Below are 18,465 nucleotides of genomic sequence, written 5' to 3'. Positions count from 1 at the left end.
CTCAGCCCTTGATCCGGAAGCCGACGAGGAAGGCGCGGCCGGTGGGATCGTCCGAGAACTCGTAGGACTGCCCGGCCGAAGTCGTGCCGCTGTAGTACCCGCTGAGCGGCGGCTTGGCGTTGAACAGGTTCGAAACGCTGACGTAGAACGAGCTGTTGGCGATCTTCAGCGACGATCCGGTGTCGAACGTCAGCGTCAGGTTGGTCGTCGCGTAGCTCTTCACGTAAGGATCGAGCCAGACCTGGCTGGCCACGCCGCTGCGGCGGAACCGGTTGCGGTAATGCTCGAACAGGTCGACCCTGACACCGTCTGTCACCTGATAGCTGACGAAGCCCGCGATCTGTACGCTCGGGCTCGGCATCAGGCCGTTCTGGCCCCAGCCTGCATCGCCCTGGTCGATCGTCGCGAGGCCCGGCTGCTCATAGTAGATGTGCGGCTGGTAGTTCACCAACAGGCGCAGGCCGAGCGCGCGGCCCGCCAGCGAGGTGTTGTAGTCCAGCTCGCCGTCGATGCCCCAAGTGCGCACCTTCGAGATGTTCTGCGGCTTGATATAGAAGGCCGTGACATTGCCCTGATCGTCGCGCTGGATCAGCGAGCAATAGGGCGAGGTGCCGTTGCTGTCATAGCAGGCCTGCTGGATCGCGGCGTTGAAGCCCTGAACCGTGGTGATCGCGTCGCTCACCACCGTATGGTAGTAATCCGCAGTCAGCGTCAGGCCCGGAATGAAGTGCGGCTTGTAGACGGCGCCGAAGGTGTAAGTGCGGCCGACTTCCGCCTTCAGATCCGGATTGCCGTTGTTGATCGACGGGACATAGACGGTCACCGGATGGTTGGGGTCCTTGGTGTCCACGAAGGATCCCGTGACCACGGTTTCCGGCTGGAACAGGTCATAAAGCGTAGGTGCGCGGATATCGCGCGAGATCGTGCCACGGAACTTGAGGTCGTTGTTGACCTCCCAGACACCGCCGACCTTCCACGTCGCGTAGCTGCCGCTGGTGCTGTAATCGGTGTAGCGCGCGGCGGCGTTGAGCGCGAGGGACTTGGCGAAGGCCACGTCCTTCAGCAGCGGGATCTCCACCTCGATCGCGGCTTCCTTCACGCTCTGCGAAACCGTGTCGCTGTTGGGGAAGGTGGTCGGATAAAGCGTGGTCGTGGCCGTGCAGTTGTAGCGCAGGCCGGTGCAATCGGCGAGGTCATTTGCCGTCGCGGTGCTGGAGGCATCGAACGACAGTTTGCGCCATTCGGCCGAGAGCGCGACGTTGACCGGGCCGGCCCAGGTGTCGAACACCGAGCCGCTGATCGATGCGTCGGCGGCGTCCATCTTCGTGTGCGTCAGGAATTCGACGCTGCCCAGCGTGTAGTTCAGCGCGTCCTGGCTGCTGGCGGTGGGGCCGAACATGTTGAGCGGCACGCAGTCGCCATACTGCGAAGGATTGGTCAGGCTGGCCTGGCAGACGATATTGCCGGTTGCGGGATCGACAACGGCGTCAAGCGCGGCGGCAAGGCGCTGGGCGTTCGGCAGGTTGCTGATCGTCGTCTTCAGGCGCGACATGCCGTGGGTGTACGTGGCATCCCACTTCCAACCGCCCAGCGAGCCTTCGATTCCGGCATTCAGGTAGATCTGCCGGGTCTTCGAAAGCGCCTCGATACGCGGCGCGCCCGACCAGATCTGGTTCATCGTGAAAGTGGACTGCCCGGCGGCGGCGAACTGGTCCTGATACGCTTCCGGAAGGAAGGCGTTGGACGTGCTGTAGGTCAGGCCCGCAAGCTGGTTCCACCCCGTATAGGAGGTGTTCTTCTTCAGGTTGGCGGCGCCCTGTACGTAGACGTGGATGTCGTCGGTCAGGTCGTAGTCGAAGCGGCCGAACAGCTGTGTGCCCCGGAAGGGCGAGATCATCGAGCTGTTCTGATAGGCGCCGTCGCCGCCAATCTGGCAGCACGACGATCCGGTCGCGGTGCCCCGGTCGAATGCGCTGAGCACGCCGTTCGAACCGAAGTGCTGGCCCGACAGCACACCCTTCGAGGAGATGTAGCCGCCGAAGGCATAGTTGCTGAGGCGGACGTTGCTTGCGAGGTAATAGGGATTGGCGGTCGTCCCGCCGCCCTGCACGGCGGCCAGATTGTCCCAGTCGCGGTCATAGGCGCGGTTGAGGATGCCGTCGTTCTCACGGTGCTGGACGCTGGCCTCGAAATGCCCGCGCGATCCGACCTTGAAGCCGAACGCGCCGCCGAAGTCGCGATTGGCGGCATCGCCTTCCTGCGAGATGCCGACTTCGGCATGGGCCTGGAAGCCGTTGAAGTTGCGGTTGAGGACGTAGTTCACCACGCCTGAAACCGCGTCGGAGCCATAGACTGCCGAGACGCCGCCAGTGACGATATCGACGCTGCGGATCAGCTCTTGCGGGATCAGGTCAACGTCGACCGACGAGTTGTAGAGCGTGGGCGGAATACGGTGGCCGTCGAACAGCACGAGCGTACGCGTGGCGCCAAGGTTGCGCAGATTGAGCACGTTGGCGGCGCCGTTGCCGCCCTGCACGCCGGTTGCGTTCGAGCCGGGGTTGCTGAACGAATTGCGCGATCCGGAAAACACCGGAAGCGTGTTCAGCGCGTCCGAGATCGAGCCCGAGGGCGAGGCGACCATGAGGGAGTCAGTGGAAATCGTCGTCAGCGGGGTCGGGCTCGCCGCGCCGCTGCGGATCACGCGGGAACCGGTCACGATGATATCGGGAACCGAAGGCGCGGGATTGGCGGCCTGCGGTGCGGTGTCGGCAGCAGCGGGTGCATCGGCGGATTGGGCCATGGCAGGCGCCGCCAGACCAAGGGCGCTCGCACCGAGCAGCAGGTTGCAAACCAGATACCTGGACTTCATCTCTAGATCCTCCCGAATATCATTCGCGGCGCGCGCCGAACCGGCGCGTTGTCACCCAAACGTTCGGCCCGGTAATTGCATGGGAGCGGACGTGTCCGGATATCAGTTTTGGTCGGCCGTGAATAAGAACCGCATTGCAGGTTTGTAATCCCGCCTTGCGGGCCTCCGACCGGACCGAGGCGAGACGAACCCGGACGAGTTGAAGCCGTTCCGGCACCGCCTTGCCCGAAGCCTCCATCATCTGGGTCCGTTTGCGAAAGCAATTCGCACGCGCCGATTGCGGGGCCTTTGCGCAGCGCCCGCTGCGCCGAATGTTCGGTGCCATATTGACCTGATCTTGCCCCTCTACCCGAAAAAGTGGCCGAACTGCGTGTGTTTGCACGTCGCCCATTGCCGCCGCTCCCATTACTGGAAGCGCGTTTCCCTTCGGGGCGGAAAGACGCCTTGCGTAGGCATTTGTGCGGGTTTCCGCGTTTCCAGACCCCCTTTGCGTGCTGTGCGGACATTGGCCCGTTCCCGGATCGCCCTTCCGGGACGCGCTGCGGGGGTGCCATGCGGCGTTACCCTCGGAACGACTTCACTTCGAAGTGCACAACGAACCTAACGATCTCATTCTGATGCGGAAAAGCAGACCGGGGCGGTCGTCGCAGCGTGTTTCAGACGCCGCTCGCTCGCCCCGGCCGAACCCTCAGGAATGACATTTCGCATGTTCAGCTCAGCTTGCCATATGGTCTCGTCGCTCCGCATCCGGAGGCACTGTGCGGTCTGGCTCCTGCTCGCCGCGCTGACGCTTGGTGCATTGCCGGCCCAGCCCTCGCGGGCCCAGATCCCCGGACAGCCCAACCCGGTCCCGACGATCGACCGCGGGCGTATCGACCGGGTCGAACCGATCGTTCCGCAAGGCGCACCTGTCCGCACCGCAACGCCGGCACCGTCGGTCGAAGTGAAAGGCGCTGCCGCTCTGACGGCGGTGGCGCTGAGGCGGGTGCGGTTCGAGGGCAGCACCCTGCCTCCGCGTGTCCTGCAAGCCTCGGTCGCGCCGTTCGCCGGATCGAAGCTGGACAAGGACACCCTGCAAAAAATCGCGGACGCCGTGAGCGCCGCCTATGCCCGCAGCGACATCGCGTTCTATGCCGTGACCATTCCGCCGCAAGTGCCGACCGGCGGTGTGCTGATCATCCGCGCCGTCGAAGGTCGGATTGTCAGCTATGCGCTGAACGGACAATCGTCGAGCACGCCGACCCGTCTGATCGGCAAGCACCTCGCGCGCCTGATGGCCGAGACGCCGACGCGCAAGTCCTCGCTCGAACGGACGCTGTCGCTGCTGCGCGACATTCCCGGCCAGACGGTCGAGGCGAAGCTGAAGACGACGGCCAAGCCTGACGAGGTCGCGCTCGATCTTGAGGTCAAGCGCAAGCAGGTCGAAGTCGCGCTCAACATCAACAATGGCGGCGTGGTCAACGTGGTGTCCGGCGTTCAGGCGCAAGTGGGCGTCACGGTCAACGGGCTGCTGCGCGAAGGGGACGTGACGCGGGTTTCCGGATACCTTCCGTTTCAGCCGGACCACTATCAGTTCTACACGCTGAGCCATGCCACCCCGATCGGCAGCAACGGCACGACGCTTGGCGTCAGCGGCGCCTATGTCCGCACGCGCACGAAGGGCACCGACATCCTGGGTGAGGCCAAGCAATTGGGGATCGCCATCTCGCACCCGCTGATCCGTTCCTATCGGAAGAACCTGACCGTTCAGGTCGCGCTCGATGGTACCGACAGCGACAACTATTATCTCGATACGCCCTTCGGTCAATTCCGCACCCGCGCACTGCGGCTCGGGGCATCGTGGTCGGAGATCGACAAGACCGGCGGCTATGCCGTGTCGCTCAGCCTGAGCCAGGGATTGGACGCTTTGGGTGCCCGGCCGTTGGAGAGCTATTCGGAGACCGGCTTCCGCAAGGCCAACGTGCAAGGGACCGCCGTCAAGCAACTTGCCAAGTCGGTTTCGATCCAGGCGACCGTGCGCGGGCAATACACGCAGGACCTGCTGGCCACGACCGAGCGGTTTTCGCTCGGCGGTGACGGTGCGGGCATTGCCTATCCTGCCGGAGTGGCCACGGCCGACAAGGGCGTGGCCGCACAGGTCGAACTTTCCTGGCAGGTTGCCGGCAAGGAGAAGGGGAAGCACGCCCTGACACTGTTCACTTATGCGGACGGCGCAGTGGCTCGCAGCTTTGCCCGACCGGCTTATCTCTTGCCGGCGACCAATTATTCGCTGGCAACGGCCGGAGGCGGGGTGCGCGTGATGCCCATCAAGGGATGGGTTGCTTCGGCACAAATCGCAGTTCCTGTCAAGTACTTATCGCCTAATTACGATAACAAGGCGAGATTTCTGTTCAGCCTGACGCGGACCGTCTGATTGCGTCCTTTGCGTATACGCAAAACGGGAAGAGCGGAGCCCGCGCCCGGTTCAGGTGACCTGCATTACGTGGAGAGGATATGAAGAACATTTGGGAAGTCTGGCCCAAGGCGCTGACCGATGCGGAATGCGATGCGATCGTCAAGCGCGCGGCGCATTACGCGCCGCAGGAAGCGACGGTGGGATTTTCGGCAGACCTGCGCAGCGACGTGATCCAGCGCAGCTCGACGATCCGCTGGCTCGACGTCGGGCGTGAGAAGGACATCGTCTCGCGCGTCATGTCATTCGTTCACGCCTCGAACCGATCGAACTTCGGCGCCGATATCGTCGCGCCTTACGAGGTCCAGTTCACCGAGTATCAGGCCACGAACAAAGGGCACTACGACTGGCATCAGGATGTCTGGCTGGAATCGGATAGGCCCTTCGCCAGAAAGCTTTCAGTCGTTGTGCAACTCTCGCCTTCGGCGGACTACCGGGGCGGCGAGTTCGAGTTCTTCGGCGTTCCAAACCCCGGCACCACTTTCCTCGATCGCGGTAGCATGCTGATCTTCCCGTCCTTCCTGCAGCACCGCGTCCTTCCGGTGAGCGAGGGGAACCGGAAGAGTCTGGTGACCTGGATCGAAGGGCCCAACTGGCGCTGAAGGCGACCTCGCATGTGGAACGTGCTGATCTCTTCGGACCGCATTCCCGCCGCTCCGCTTCATCCGGACGTGGTGATCGCCTGCTTCCTTGCACTTCTGGTGCTGTGCGGTGCGGTCGCCTGTACCGATGTGACCCGGCGCCGCATTCCCAATGCGCTTTCACTGGCAGTCGCGTTTCTGGCAGTTCCTTACTGGCTGGGTTGGGCAGGAGCGTGGGGACTGCTGGCGCTGCTTCTTCACGTGCTGCCGATCGGACTTCTGGCGATCCCTTTGGTCTTGCTGTTCTGGCTACGCCTGTTCGGCGGCGGTGACGTCAAGCTGATCCTGGCGATGGCCTTGTGGGTTCCTCCGCAGGATCTTCCCGCGTTCTGCATGGCGGTTGCCCTTGCCGGCGGCCTGCTGGGCGGCGGAATGCAGGTGCTCCATCTGGTGTTCTGGCGCGTGAAAACGGACAGTGTGCCTTATGGACTTGCGATCGCGGCGGGCGCGATCGCCGTGCTCGGCCCGGCCATTCGTCTGGCGCTGGCAGCGAGTTGCGGGATCGCTCGTTAGATCCTCGTCCGTTGGGCTGCCAGACTGACGAGAAATAGAGCCGGATTGAAACCATTCCCGTCCGGTGGGTGAGGTCCTCTCGCAACATGGGTTCTGGCTGAAGCGATATTTCCGGGATTTGGCGGAAATTTACGAAAAATGCGGATCAGAAGACAAAAACGTCCGATTTCTTCGACGTGAAGCGAAAAATATGCCGCTAAACAGACTTCGATAAAGCACCAATCGGAATTCTATTCGATTTGAGTAAATCATAAAATTGGTACTTTTATTAATGCGTAGTCGCAGGCGTATCGAGCCTCGGCGCTCCCTGGGGGTGTAATTTGCGCTTTAATATAAAACTATTCTATCGTCATGCCGCTTTGGGCCTGTCTTTAACGGCGTTGCCTTTGGCGACAGCTCTTTCGGTCAGCGCCCATGCCGCGCCATATGGTCCGGATGCCACGACTCCGGGCCAGCAGGCTGTGGCCGACGCTCTCGATTCCATCGCGTCACCCGGAACGACGCCCTATGGCAACATGCTGCAATCGATTGACGCACTGCCGGACTCGGCCGCGCGCGCAAATGCGCTCAGCCAGCTTTCGCCGCAGAACTACCGCCTGCTGCCCCGGCTTGCGATCCAGTCCATGGATGCCAGCGACCGCGAAATTCGCGGTTATCTGGTCGAACGGCGCGAAACCGCTGCAAACGGGGACGCGCCCAAGCTGGGAGACCAGAGCATCAACTTCATGTTGAGCTTCGGCCTCAAACAAGCCGAATACGAGGCCCGCACGGACCGGCCGCAGGCGAATTCTGATAGCCGTTCGCTGCGTGCCGGCATCGATTTCACGCCGATCAAGGGTCTGATTCTGGGCACCACGCTGGGCATCGACGGGATCGATGCCAATCTCGATCGTAGCCAGCAACCGCGTATCACGCAGTTCAACGTCGATATCGGGCCCTATGCGAGCTACTCGACCGGCAAGTTCTATGTCGATGCAACGGCGCTCTACAATCGCAGCAGTTACAAGCTCCGCCGTCAGATCAGTTGGAGCGGATTTTCGGACCAGCTACGAACCGGTGGAGACGGTGACAATGCCGCTGCCACGGTCGAGGCTGGTAGCATCCTGCAGCTCGGTGCCCTTCGGGCGCAACCCTTCGCCGGGCTGCAATACCGCTATGCTGATGTAAGCGGTTTCGTCGAGCGCGGCGGTGCGGCCTCCTTGGCCGTGGCGCAGTTCAAGACGGAATCCGTGCGCAGCAGCATCGGTCTGCGTGCCTCGACGACGGCCCGAACAGGTCTATGGACAATCAGGCCGACCGTCGAGGCACAATGGCAGCGCGAGCTGCGTTCCAATCCCGACAGCCGCATCGAAGCGACGTTCGCGAATGGCGGGACGCCGATATTCACACTTCCCGAATCTCACTATTCCCGAAGCGTTGCGGTGGTTGGCGCAGGCCTGTCCGCGGTGCGCGGGGACCGGCTGACCGTTCGCCTTTCCTACTCCGGCGAATTTGCCTCGGATCGTCATGTCCACGGCTTTGCCGTGACGGCAAGCCGGCGCTTCTGAGCACGGTCTTCAAATGTCAAAGAAGTCGGATCGGACCTAATTCCGCACGGTGGGATCGTGTCGGCCCGCTATCATGACATCACAAGGTCGCACGATCGGAGTTATCGATGGCAGGTTTCATAAGGGACATCCTCGCAACCCTGGCATACGAGCCCGCGCCTGCCGAGATGCTTGCGTCTGATGCCGAGGCGCTCTCGCGGCTGGATGAGCGGCTTTCCGGGTTCGTCCAGGGCAATGTCCGATCGCGTGGGGCGATATCCATTCGCCCCTCCGACTGTAGCGTCTGGGATGGAAATCCCCGCGACGTTCCCGGTCTTTCGGCGGAGAGCTGCCGCTCGCTCATCGACTCCATCGCGTTGGAAGACGGGAACCGGATACCGGTTCTGGTGCGCCATAACCCGACCGGGTCGGACCTGCCCTATCAGCTTCTCGTGGGCAGCCGCCGGCGGTTTGCCGTCGATTGGCTCAATCATAACGGCCGGCCGGAAATCCGGTTGAATGCGCTGATTGTCGAGCTTTCCGACGAAGAGGCGTTTCGCCTTGCGGACATCGAAAACCGCGAACGTCAGGATATCACCGAGCTGGACCGGGCGCGCAGTTACCAGAAGGCGGTGGACCAGTTCTACGGCGGCGTGCAGTCGCGCATGGCCGAAGCGCTTGGGCTGTCGAACAGCCAGCTCAGCCGTTTGCTGTCGTTGGCGCAGATGCCCGATGAAGTGGTCGATGCTTTCGCCACGCGCGACGAGTTGCGCGTTCGCCATTCCGAAGTGCTGACGCCGCTGTTGCGCCGCCCGCAGCAATGCGAGCGCGTGCTGGCCACGGCGCGTGTCATCGGCGAAGAGCAGCAGAGGCTTTCCGCGACAGGCGAACGGATGATCCCGGCCGCAGCAGTGCTTGCCCGCCTCAAGGCTGCAGGCAAAACCGCGTCCGGCGTCCGGGAGGTCGAAGGCGTAATCGAGCTTAACGGCGCCCGGATCGGGCGGATGCGCAATGTTCGCGAGGGGCTCTCCGTCGAGCTTCTGGTATCGGAGGGCTTGTCGGTCCGGGACCTTTGCAGCGCTCTGGAGGCCGCGATCCTGGATGCGCGCGCGCAAGTTGAAAGCCAGGACGACGAACTGGATATCGAGGACTGAGTGACCGTCTGGAGATTCGCGGCACGCGAATTTCGCGGACTCTGAATCCCTCGTCTCCCGGATGGGATTCGGCCTGCCGTGCCAGGCCGAACCTGCCATGATTATCCTTTGAAAAGAGGCGCGGACCGCGCCGTTAGGGTCTGCCTGGGGGATGATCCCCGGCGGGGGCAAATTGCACTCGCACCGGCGCTATTCGACGATCGCTGCGGTGCTCCCGATTTTGCGCGATATTCCCGGTTTTTTCGCAAGATTGCGCGCGACTTGAAAGCGTATTGTCTGCAAATCCTCAGGTCGCGGCGTGGTTTTGCGTAGGCCTGCGAGGGGTTTTCGAATCTGCGCGCGGGGCACCGATAGCCACCTCTCGCGACTGCCCTCATGGCGGCTTCTTCTACCCACGATCGGACCGATTGGAGGCTCTAGGTTCCTGCGAACTGGGCAAATTCCATGGAGGTCGACTATGAGACACGATCTAACAAAAGCCGGGCCAACAAAAGCCGGGCGCGCAAAAAACGCGAACAGGGGCGGCATCAGATATGCGCTGCTGTGTGCGACGGCGATACCTGCACTTTTGCTGGCGGGCTGCGCGGACGGCGTTGGCTTCAAGGTAGGCGCTGGCGGATCGCCGTCGGGCCCCACCAGCCCGAGCGGGCCGAGTGGACCAAGCAGCCCGACCGGTCCCAGCGGACCTAGCGGACAGAGCGGTCCCAGCGGACCTAGCGGACCTAGCGGACCAAGTGGTCCTAGCGACCCCAGCGGTCCGACTGGTCCCAGCGGTCCGACAGGCCCCAGTGGTCCGAGCGATCCCAGCGGCCCGAGCGGTCCCAGCGGTCCGACCGGCCCCAGCGGTCCGACCGGCCCCAGCGGTCCGACCGGCCCCAGCGGTCCGAGTGATCCCAGTGGCCCGACTGGCCCCAGTGGTCCGACTGGCCCCAGTGGTCCGACTGGCCCCAGCGGTCCGACTGGCCCCAGTGGTCCGACTGGCCCCAGTGGTCCGACTGGCCCTAGCGGCCCGACTGGCCCCAGCGGTCCGACCGGTCCCAGCGGTCCGACTGGCCCCAGCGGTCCGACCGGTCCCAGCGGTCCGACTGGTCCCAGTGGTCCAACAGGCCCGACCGGCCCGACGACATCGAGCTATACCGGCCCGGTGGCAGGCGTGGGTGTCGGCGGCACGTCCCTGTTGGGGCCGAGCGGTTCAGGCACGCTGATCAACGTCAACGTCGCTCCCGAAACGGCAACTGATCCCAGCACGGGCGGCCTCGCGGTCGATGTGCTGACGGGCGACGGCAAGGTCGTCCAGGTCGTGCTGCCCACCACCAACGAGCAGACGCAGGCCGCGCTAGCGCCGGTCGGCTCACTGGCCGGGGCACTGCTCGGCAGCCAGGTCGGCGGGACCGTGACGCAAGTCACCGATGGGCTCGCCCCCGTGGTTACGGCAGTCACTTCGACGGTGAATAGCGTCACGTCGCCGCTGCTCGGCACGGTGGACGGTCTACTTGCTCCGGTGGTGGGCAACAGCGGTGTGCTGGCGCCCGTCACGGGCCAGCTTGGCGGTCTGGTAGACGGCCTGACCGGTGCGCTCGGCGGGAACGGCGATCCGGCACGGACGTACAATGGTCCTTTGATCGGGCTGGATGCCGGCAACAATGCGCTGACCGGTGCAAGCACCACGGACACGCTGGCCGGGGTCAACGTGTTGTCGAACAATCCGGGCCTCGCCTCGGGTCAACTGGTGACGGCCGATGTGTTGTCGAACGGCAAAGTGCTCGATGTTGCCTTGCCGACGACGAGCGAGGCGGTGGCCGTGGGGCTTGCGCCGGTGGGCAATCTTGCCGGTTCGCTGCTGGGTAGTCAGGTCGGCGGCGCCGTGGATCAGGTGACGACGGGACTGGCGCCCGTGGTCGCGCCGGTCACGGCGGTTGTCTCGGCCGTTACCTCGCCCATTCTCGATGCGGTGAACGGTTCGCTTGGGCAAGTTGTCGGCAAGCTTGGCACGGGTGAGGGCGCGTCGGCCCTTGCGCCGGTAACCGGATTGGTGAGCGGCGTGCTGGGCAGCGTCGGTACCGGTTCCAGCGGCGCCGGTTCGATCCTCGCGCCTGTGACCAGCACTGTGGCAGCATTGACGGGCTCCACGGGCACGGGCAGCACTGCCAACGTACTGGCCCCGGTCACCACGCTTGTGAGCGGTGTGCTCGGCGGCGTCGGTACCGGTTCGGGCGCAACCGGTTCCATCCTTGCACCGGTTACCGGCACTGTCACCGCTCTGGTGAACGGTGTGGTCGGAAGCGTCGGCTCGGGTTCGAGCGGCACCGGCTCGATCCTTGCGCCCGTGACCAGCACGGTCGGCACCCTGACCGGGACCGGCAGTACCGGCAACGTACTGAGTGCCGTTACGGCGCCCGTCACGGCGTTGGTGAGCGGTGTGACGGGGAGTGTCGGTTCCGGTTCAAGCGGCGCGGGCTCGGTGCTCGCGCCCGTGACCAGCACGGTAACGGCCGTGGTGGGCACTGTGGTCGGCGGCGTCGGTTCTGGCTCGACTGCGACGGGATCGGTGCTTGCGCCGGTCACGAATGTCGTCAGCTCGTTGCTCGGCGGCACCACCGGTACCTCGTCGACGGGGGGATTGCTTGCCCCTCTCACCGGGCTGCTGGGCGGTCACGTGAACAAATAGCCTCCGGCGTGCTCGGTGCCCCAAGGACCCCCCATGGCCGAGCACGCTGCACCTCGTTGTTAAACGAGGTGGGGTGAGGGGGCGGCTGAATGTCTCCGGCCGCTCCCTCATTTTCTTTCAATAACGAGACAACGTGTTGGCCCGGGCGGGGTGGATCTTCGCCCGGGCCGCTTTGCTTTCGGAGCCGGTAGCTCCGCGCAGGCGGGAGGCACCGATTGATATCCAGTCCGGTGCGTAAAATTGAGCCGGACTGAGTACTTAACCAAACTTGCCGGTTTGCGCAGGCGAAGCAGGGAATTGCGCCGCTTCCCCTGCCACTTTGCGTGCTTCTGCCGCCGGATCATGGGCTTTGCGCTACCGGTTTCCCGATTTGCGTAGCCACGCGCAGTGTTTGTTACCGCCGGCATTGAGACCTTTGGGCGCCGGGAAGCGACGTGGCCGGGATGGCTCCTTCTGGATGCGATCCCCGCCCGCTGCCGCCGTATGCACTGCGACAGACAAGGCCTGCTCAGGGCCACCGCCAAGCCGGAGACTGTCGATGCCAATTCGTCACTTATCTGCCCTTCGCAAGCACGCGCTGCTGGGTACTGCAATTCTGCCCGTTATCATGCTGGGGGCATGTTCGGGCAGTTCGGGGCTGCATGTTGCTCCCACCAGCCCGAGCGGGCCAAGCAGCCCGAGTGGACCGAGCGGTCCCAGCGGCCCGAGCAGCCCGAGCGGTCCGACTGGTCCCAGCGGCCCAAGCGGCCCGAGCGACCCAAGCGGTCCGACTGGCCCCAGCGGTCCGACCGGTCCCAGCGGTCCGAGCGATCCCAGTGGTCCCACTGGCCCGACCGGCCCGACGACATCGAGCTATACCGGTCCGGTGGCAGGCGTGGGGGTCGGCGGCACGTCCCTGTTGGGGCCGAGCGGTTCAGGCACGCTGATCAACGTCAACGTCGCTCCCGAAACGGCAACTGATCCCAGCACGGGCGGCCTCGCGGTCGATGTGCTGACGGGCGACGGCAAGGTCGTCCAGGTCGTGCTGCCCACCACCAACGAGCAGACGCAGGCCGCGCTAGCGCCGGTTGGCTCACTGGCCGGGGCACTGCTCGGCAGCCAGGTCGGCGGGACCGTGACGCAAGTCACCGATGGGCTCTCGCCCGTGGTCACGGTGGTCACCTCCACGGTCAACGGTGTCACTTCGCCGCTGCTCGGCACGGTGGACAGTCTGCTGTCTCCGGTCGTGGGCAAGAGCGGTGTGCTGGCGCCCGTCACGGGCCAGCTTGGCGGTCTGGTAGACGGGGTGACCGGTGCGCTGGGCGGGAACGGCGATCCGGCACGGACGTACAATGGTCCGCTGATCGGGCTGGATGCCGGCAACAATGCGCTGACCGGTGCAAGCACCACGGACACGCTGGCCGGGGTCAACGTGTTGTCGAACAATCCGGGCCTCGCCTCGGGTCAACTGGTGACGGCCGATGTGTTGTCGAACGGCAAAGTGCTCGATGTTGCCTTGCCGACGACGAGCGAGGCGGTGGCCGTGGGGCTTGCGCCGGTGGGCAATCTGGCCGGTTCGCTGCTGGGTAGTCAGGTCGGCGGCGCCGTGGATCAGGTGACGACGGGACTGGCGCCCGTGGTCGCGCCGGTCACGGCGGTTGTCTCGGCCGTTACCTCGCCCATTCTCGATGCGGTGAACGGTTCGCTTGGGCAAGTTGTCGGCAAGCTTGGCACGGGTGAGGGCGCGTCGGCCCTTGCGCCGGTAACCGGGTTGGTGAGCGGTGTGCTGGGTAGCGTCGGTACCGGTTCGGGCGGCGCCGGTTCGATCCTCGCACCGGTGACCAGCACGGTCGCGACCCTGACGGGCTCCACTGCGGCGGGCACCGGCGGAACCGCCACCGTACTGACCGCCGTTACCGCACCGGTAACAGCGCTTGTGAGCGGCGTCCTGGGCGGCGTCAGTTCCGGTTCGGGCAGCACCGGTTCCATTCTTGCACCGGTAACGGGGCTTCTCAGCGGGCTTCATGGTGGCGGGCAGTAGCCCGCCGCCGTGAGCGCGAACCCGCAAGTCCGAAACACGATCAATTCTTCACAGCTGGGGGGCCCCAAACATGATTGACCTGGATCGCATCAGTCCACCCGATCGTCGCAGCAACTATCTCGTCGTCCTGCGGATCGACAATGCCCGCGCGCTTGAGGCCGCTTACGGAAGCGATGTGCTCTGTGCCGCGGTCGAGCATATCCGGCAGGGCGTCGAGCAGTGCCTTGAGCCCGCCGAAGTGGTCGATGTGACCACGCGCGGCCTTACCGTGCTGGCACACGCCGCCGTGATCGCGACGGACTTCGTGCGCACCCAGGTTGACGAGCTGTGCCTGGCACTCAGCACTTCGCCGCTGCACTATGGCGAAGCGGATATCCTGCTGTCGATTTCCGCCGGGTACAGCGATCCCAACGAAGACGGCGTCGACCGCCACAGCACCGAAGCGAAGTGGATGGCGCTCCGCCGCCTCAAGGGGGCAGTGGCGCCCGCTCTGGCGGTGGTACCGTGCAACGAGCATGAGGAAATGCGCTACCGGGCCGACATGGCTATCGCTGCGCCGCTCATCATGCGCCATGTCGCGGGCGAGACCTTCTTCGCATGGCGGCCGATCTTCAGCCCGGAGGACCCCTCGATCGTGCTGCGGCACGAGGCCCTGCTGCGCTATCCGGGGGAGCGCGGCGAGCAGTTCGATTGCGCCCGGCCCTATCGTGCGCTGGTGCGGATCGGCCTTGCCCACTTGCTGGACCGGCTGCTGGTCATTCGGGTTCTTGACGAGTTGGAAGCCGATCCGGAAGCGGAACTCTCGATCGAGATCGCGCTTCAGAGCCTGTCGTTCGACTTGTGTGGCCAGGACAGCGCCTGGACCGAGCTGATGGCCCGGCTGGAGCAGAAGCCCGAACTGGCGCGCCGTCTCGTTCTGGAGGTCCACGAAGCCACAGCCCATTCGCCGCGCGACGACACCTTCACGTTCCTTGGCGTGTTCCGGGCTCTGGGAGGCCGTCTTTCAGTGGCAGGGTTCGGTTCCTGCAGCGCGTCGATCCGCGAAGTGGCGCGGCTGCGGCCCGACACGCTGAAGCTGGACAGCGCCTTCATCCGCACGGCGTTCAGTTCGGGGCTGAGCCGCGCGCGTTTTGCGGATCTTGTCGATCTGGCGCGCTCGCTGACCGCCATCGTCGTCGCCGACGGAGTGGAGACGCCGGACCAGTGGGACATCGTTGCCGAGCTGGGCGTCCAATGGATCGTCGGTGCGCGGCGCAACCGGGCCAGCACCCGGAGGATCTGGTTCAACCCCGTTTACGACCGGCTGGCGGCGGACGACCTGCTCGAACCGCCGGCCCTCAACATGGAACCGGTTCGCCGGGCGGCCGGGACACGCCGCCACTAAGTCATACCAACGAATAGAGACACTGCTCAGGAAAGGATTGGGACATGAATATCGAATCCCTCAAGCGTGCGAGCGACCTGCTTTCCATCGCCCTCGATATCCTCGATGAGAGCGAGGCCACGGTCACTGCTTCGCTGGTGACGAGCGCCATCGACGCGCTCGATTTCGAGAAATTCGAAAGGGAACGCCGGACTCAGCGCGCCCGCATGCCCCGGCGTCTGCCGCTGCCATCGCTGCGCAGCTGCGCCTGATTTCGGGCGCGGTTCGCGCGCCCGGAAAAAAAGTACAGCCAGATAGGCTGTGGTCGGAGGCAAGCCGGATATAGTTGCGGTATGGGATGTGCAGTCCTGCGGATATGTTGGCCACCAGTGGCGGCTTTGGGGGACTGAAATGCAGCGGCGCGGCGAAGTGCTGGTCATCGACGATGTGATTGCGATCGTCGAGGAACTGGTAACCCTGTTGTCGTGGCATGAGGTTGGCGCGCATGGCGCGACCAATCTCACAGATGCCCTCGAAGTCCTGACGGAATGTCCCGAGATCAGGGTCGTCGCGTGCGACGTGCGGCTCGACAGGGAATCCGGACTGGACATCATACCGCGCATTCTTGAGCACCCCGAATTGCGACGCCGGCCGTTCCGCTTCCTTTTCATGAGTGGTGATCCCATGCAGGTTCAACATTTCCCGGCGGCTTCAGAGCACTACATCCTCACCAAGCCGGTCCAGCCCCGGGTGCTGATGCGGGCTATCACGTCGATGCTGGGCCCGGATGCCGATCCGGAATTCGGGAATGATCGCGAAGCGCAGGGCGCGCAAAGCATCGGCGCGTCTCCCCATGTCTGACTGTCCGTCCAATCAGCTCGACAATCCCCACGCGCTGCGCGCGCTGCTTTCGGAATTGACCGCGCGAACGGCGGGGGAACTGGTTCATGACTTCCGGCTGGACACAGCCAGTTCGACGATCCGTTTCCGGCGCGGCTATCCTGAAACCCATGTCGACGAGGCCATTCGGATCGCTCCCGGTGAGGGGCGCGATCTGGAGGCACTTGCCGCTTCCGGCGGAACCAGCGCGATCCTGCACCCGCTTGGAGCGGATGGAGGGAATTTGGAAGTGCTCGTGGCCGACAATCGCGGCGGCGCGCATTGGGGAAGGGCGGTTATCCTGCGCGGCGGTCCGGTTCGGACCCGCGAAGCGGCGCACACCATCGCTCACGAGCTGCGCCAGCCCCTCTTCACGATTTCGATTGCGGGAGAGCGGCTGCGCTATCTGCTGGCCCGGGCCGGCGTGCCGGAAACCGAAGCAAATTCGGCGCTGGAGCGGATCGCGGGGCAAGTCGAGCGGGCGCAGATCATCATTGCGCGAACGCTGGGACAGGGCGACCCGCTCGACGCGGTGGGCACGCGGGGGCCGGCGGATCTGACAGCGACGGCCAGGAGCGCGGTCGGCTTTCTGGAAGGCATGTTCGCACCGGCGGACATCTCGGTCGAGTTTCGCACCGATGGCCGCCCGGCCCGCGTCAATCTCGATGACGTGGCGCTGGAACAGGTTTTCGTGAACGTGGTGCGCAATGCAATCGAGTCAATCGAACGCCGCCGCTATCAGGGATGGGGTGAGCGCGGCCGGATCACGGTGGAGGTCGCGCGCGAGGGCGGCATGGCGCGGGCCACGGTGACGGATAACGGCGCCGGTCTTTCGAACGATCCCGCTTCCATCACGCGCCCCGGCCATCGTACCGAGAGGGGCCGGCGCGGCTCCGGCCTGGGCCTGTCGATCTGCCGCGACATTCTCGCCCCGGTGAACGGCACCGTGCGGCTGGCGGCGGGCGGCGGCGAGGGGGCTATCGTCGAAATAACCGTCCCGATTGTCGATGGCGCCAAAGCCTCAGATATCGTCGCGCCCTAGGCGAATAAGAAAGCGCGTTCCCGTGTTGCCCCAATACTGGCAGCGAAAGTCTCCGGACGCGGCAAGGGCCACATGTTCGACCAGCCAATGCGTGGCATGATCGAGCATCGGCCCTGGCACCCTTTCCCCATCCTCACCGAAGCATTGCACGGAAATCACCACGAACGCGGGGCTCAGCCGGGCCATCAAGCGCACTTTGCCTTTGCGCTTGGCGCCGTCGGGCGCGGTGAAGCTGGCAAATGCGTTGAGAAGCGCGGCAACCGTCATCATTTCCAGCGCGCCGTGCTGGGTGGGGATCAAATGCTCCAGCCCGTCTCCGGCAAGGTCGATGGAAACGCCGTGATGGCGGACATTGGACTTCGTGGCGGCCACCGCGCGTTCCAGCGCGCTGCGGACATTGAGGGTGGTCAATTCGCGATTGCCGTCGCGGCCGAAACCGCGGAACAGGCCCAGAATATAGGCCGCCGTCTCGGTGTGGGTTGCAATGCGTGCGACCCGATCGGCAAGGTCGGCCTTGCGTGCCGGATCGATGTCGAGCTGTTCGACAATATAACCCAGATTTCCGTTGGCCATCGAGATCACGTTGAGCGGCTGGGCCAGATCATGAAGCATCCCGCTGGTGATCCGACCCAGCAGCAAGTCACGCGCCACCGGAACGAGACCGGCGTCGCCCCAGGTCAGCAGGCGGGCGTCTCCCATCGCCAGATTGCGCGCGACCCCGCAGCCCAGGTACGCCGCGCAAGGAATGCCGATGATCGAAATCAACGCGCCACCGGACCCGGCAAGCAGAAATCCCGTCGCGCGGCAGGCAATCACCAGCGCGAGTGTCAGCACCCAGGTCCAGCGTGGGGGTTGAAGTATCGTGGGTAGCAGGCGCCGAGGAATGACGATTGCAAGGATCGCCAGCCCGAGCAGTATCCAGCATTCGAGTGAGTGACGCGCGCTTTCGTTCAGCAGGAGGTTGAGCCCGAACACCGCGGCGATGAGCGAGAGCTTGAAACGGTTGGTCAGCACCAGCAACGCGCCCAGCGCGGCGGCGGCGGGCATGGCGGCGAAGGGTGCACGATGGACCGTCAGCGCGAAAATCACCGCACCGAAGCCGATGACCGTGGGAAACAGCTGCGTTCCGTCCTCCCAGGCGCGCATGCGCAAGGACAGCGGCGTCAGAAATCGCCGGGCTTTGCCGCCTTCCTGCGGTAGCGGATCGTCGGGCTCGGGCGGCGCAATGTCCTTCTCCCGCTTCGCCGCAAAGGATGCGAGTTCGACCACCGTATTGTCGATGTTTCTCATATTGCGTGCGCTCCCCCACGCCGACGCCGTCCCCCAATGGGCATCATT

16 protein-coding genes are annotated in these 18,465 nt (G+C 64.5%); 11 read left to right on the top strand and 5 right to left on the bottom strand.

Going from position 1 to position 18,465, the window contains the following annotated elements:
• Nucleotide 1 precedes the first annotated feature (1 nt).
• Nucleotides 2–2,869, bottom strand: coding sequence for a TonB-dependent receptor (locus tag EDF56_RS22020; RefSeq protein WP_132391619.1), 2,868 nt, complete (start codon nucleotides 2,867–2,869; stop codon nucleotides 2–4).
• Between the two features lie 19 nt (nucleotides 2,870–2,888).
• Nucleotides 2,889–3,260 carry a hypothetical protein gene (locus EDF56_RS26095; protein WP_165912328.1) on the bottom strand — a complete coding sequence of 124 codons (372 nt, stop codon included), beginning with the start codon at nucleotides 3,258–3,260 and terminating at the stop codon, nucleotides 2,889–2,891.
• A 315-nt stretch (nucleotides 3,261–3,575) separates the two neighbouring features.
• Here EDF56_RS26095 and EDF56_RS22015 point away from each other — a divergent pair, with 315 nt between their 5' ends.
• The 5 genes from EDF56_RS22015 to EDF56_RS21995 all read left to right on the top strand — a co-directional run bounded on the left by EDF56_RS22015 (nucleotide 3,576) and on the right by EDF56_RS21995 (nucleotide 9,155).
• Nucleotides 3,576–5,282 (top strand): ShlB/FhaC/HecB family hemolysin secretion/activation protein, encoded by a 1,707-nt coding sequence (locus EDF56_RS22015; protein WP_243652774.1) that lies wholly within the window; start codon nucleotides 3,576–3,578, stop codon nucleotides 5,280–5,282.
• A gap of 80 nt (nucleotides 5,283–5,362) precedes the next feature.
• Nucleotides 5,363–5,923, top strand: coding sequence for a 2OG-Fe(II) oxygenase (locus tag EDF56_RS22010; RefSeq protein WP_132391617.1), 561 nt, complete (start codon nucleotides 5,363–5,365; stop codon nucleotides 5,921–5,923).
• 12 nt (nucleotides 5,924–5,935) lie between these two features.
• Nucleotides 5,936–6,475: an A24 family peptidase gene (locus EDF56_RS22005; protein WP_132391615.1), complete on the top strand. Its 540-nt coding sequence runs from the start codon at nucleotides 5,936–5,938 to the stop codon at nucleotides 6,473–6,475.
• A gap of 386 nt (nucleotides 6,476–6,861) precedes the next feature.
• A complete protein-coding gene (locus EDF56_RS22000; protein ID WP_243652773.1) occupies nucleotides 6,862–8,022 on the top strand; it encodes an autotransporter outer membrane beta-barrel domain-containing protein in 1,161 nt (386 codons plus the stop codon).
• 167 nt (nucleotides 8,023–8,189) lie between these two features.
• Entirely contained in the window at nucleotides 8,190–9,155 is a 966-nt protein-coding gene (locus tag EDF56_RS21995) for a ParB/RepB/Spo0J family partition protein (RefSeq protein ID WP_243652772.1), read from the top strand.
• A gap of 1,001 nt (nucleotides 9,156–10,156) precedes the next feature.
• Here the strand turns inward: EDF56_RS21995 and EDF56_RS26660 are convergent.
• Nucleotides 10,157–10,282, bottom strand: a complete 126-nt coding sequence (locus tag EDF56_RS26660) for a hypothetical protein (RefSeq protein ID WP_279389731.1) — start codon at nucleotides 10,280–10,282, stop codon at nucleotides 10,157–10,159.
• Between the two features lie 17 nt (nucleotides 10,283–10,299).
• On the opposite strand from EDF56_RS26660, the gene EDF56_RS21990 reads away from it, so the two are divergent.
• Nucleotides 10,300–11,823, top strand: a complete 1,524-nt coding sequence (locus EDF56_RS21990) for a hypothetical protein (RefSeq protein WP_243652771.1) — start codon at nucleotides 10,300–10,302, stop codon at nucleotides 11,821–11,823.
• A gap of 605 nt (nucleotides 11,824–12,428) precedes the next feature.
• Here EDF56_RS21990 and EDF56_RS26090 read toward each other — a convergent pair.
• Nucleotides 12,429–12,671, bottom strand: a complete 243-nt coding sequence (locus EDF56_RS26090; RefSeq protein ID WP_243652770.1) for a hypothetical protein — start codon at nucleotides 12,669–12,671, stop codon at nucleotides 12,429–12,431.
• Nucleotides 12,672–12,688: 17 nt separating this feature from the next.
• On the opposite strand from EDF56_RS26090, the gene EDF56_RS21985 reads away from it, so the two are divergent.
• The 5 genes from EDF56_RS21985 (at nucleotide 12,689) to EDF56_RS21965 (ending at nucleotide 17,127) form a co-directional block, all read left to right on the top strand.
• Nucleotides 12,689–13,843, top strand: a complete 1,155-nt coding sequence (locus EDF56_RS21985) for a hypothetical protein (RefSeq protein ID WP_207904910.1) — start codon at nucleotides 12,689–12,691, stop codon at nucleotides 13,841–13,843.
• A gap of 70 nt (nucleotides 13,844–13,913) precedes the next feature.
• Entirely contained in the window at nucleotides 13,914–15,227 is a 1,314-nt protein-coding gene (locus EDF56_RS21980) for an EAL domain-containing protein (protein ID WP_132391605.1), read from the top strand.
• A 44-nt stretch (nucleotides 15,228–15,271) separates the two neighbouring features.
• Entirely contained in the window at nucleotides 15,272–15,478 is a 207-nt protein-coding gene (locus tag EDF56_RS21975; protein ID WP_132391603.1) for a hypothetical protein, read from the top strand.
• Nucleotides 15,479–15,617: 139 nt separating this feature from the next.
• Entirely contained in the window at nucleotides 15,618–16,067 is a 450-nt protein-coding gene (locus tag EDF56_RS21970; RefSeq protein WP_132391601.1) for a response regulator, read from the top strand.
• On the top strand, nucleotides 16,060–17,127 hold the full coding sequence (locus tag EDF56_RS21965; RefSeq protein ID WP_165912326.1) for a HAMP domain-containing sensor histidine kinase: 1,068 nt from the start codon (nucleotides 16,060–16,062) through the stop codon (nucleotides 17,125–17,127). The genes EDF56_RS21970 and EDF56_RS21965 overlap by 8 nt, the downstream gene beginning before the upstream one ends.
• On the opposite strand, the gene EDF56_RS21960 is transcribed toward EDF56_RS21965, so the two are convergent.
• Nucleotides 17,107–18,417 carry a hypothetical protein gene (locus EDF56_RS21960; RefSeq protein ID WP_132391597.1) on the bottom strand — a complete coding sequence of 437 codons (1,311 nt, stop codon included), beginning with the start codon at nucleotides 18,415–18,417 and terminating at the stop codon, nucleotides 17,107–17,109. The two genes, EDF56_RS21965 and EDF56_RS21960, sit on opposite strands and share 21 nt — an antisense overlap.
• Nucleotides 18,418–18,465 lie beyond the last annotated feature (48 nt).

Source organism: Novosphingobium sp. PhB165 (genome assembly GCF_004341845.1).
Lineage (GTDB): Bacteria > Pseudomonadota > Alphaproteobacteria > Sphingomonadales > Sphingomonadaceae > Novosphingobium.
This window is presented reverse-complemented; position numbering and strand designations above follow the sequence as displayed.

Bases quoted from the DNA above. Each gene is read 5' to 3' on its own strand.
- EDF56_RS22010 (WP_132391617.1), top strand. From the start codon at position 5,363: ATGAAGAACATTTGGGAAGTCTGGCCCAAGGCGCTGACCGATGCGGAA.
- EDF56_RS26095 (WP_165912328.1), bottom strand. From the start codon at position 3,260: ATGGGCGACGTGCAAACACACGCAGTTCGGCCACTTTTTCGGGTAGAG.
- EDF56_RS21970 (WP_132391601.1), top strand. From the start codon at position 15,618: ATGCAGCGGCGCGGCGAAGTGCTGGTCATCGACGATGTGATTGCGATC.
- EDF56_RS26090 (WP_243652770.1), bottom strand. From the start codon at position 12,671: ATGTCGTCGGGCCGGTCGGGCCAGTGGGACCACTGGGATCGCTCGGAC.
- EDF56_RS21960 (WP_132391597.1), bottom strand. From the start codon at position 18,417: ATGAGAAACATCGACAATACGGTGGTCGAACTCGCATCCTTTGCGGCG.
- EDF56_RS22015 (WP_243652774.1), top strand. From the start codon at position 3,576: ATGTTCAGCTCAGCTTGCCATATGGTCTCGTCGCTCCGCATCCGGAGG.
- EDF56_RS26660 (WP_279389731.1), bottom strand. From the start codon at position 10,282: ATGTCGTCGGGCCGGTCGGGCCTGTTGGACCACTGGGACCAGTCGGAC.
- EDF56_RS22020 (WP_132391619.1), bottom strand. From the start codon at position 2,869: ATGAAGTCCAGGTATCTGGTTTGCAACCTGCTGCTCGGTGCGAGCGCC.
- EDF56_RS22005 (WP_132391615.1), top strand. From the start codon at position 5,936: ATGTGGAACGTGCTGATCTCTTCGGACCGCATTCCCGCCGCTCCGCTT.
- EDF56_RS21965 (WP_165912326.1), top strand. From the start codon at position 16,060: ATGTCTGACTGTCCGTCCAATCAGCTCGACAATCCCCACGCGCTGCGC.
- EDF56_RS21975 (WP_132391603.1), top strand. From the start codon at position 15,272: ATGAATATCGAATCCCTCAAGCGTGCGAGCGACCTGCTTTCCATCGCC.
- EDF56_RS21995 (WP_243652772.1), top strand. From the start codon at position 8,190: ATGCTTGCGTCTGATGCCGAGGCGCTCTCGCGGCTGGATGAGCGGCTT.
- EDF56_RS21980 (WP_132391605.1), top strand. From the start codon at position 13,914: ATGATTGACCTGGATCGCATCAGTCCACCCGATCGTCGCAGCAACTAT.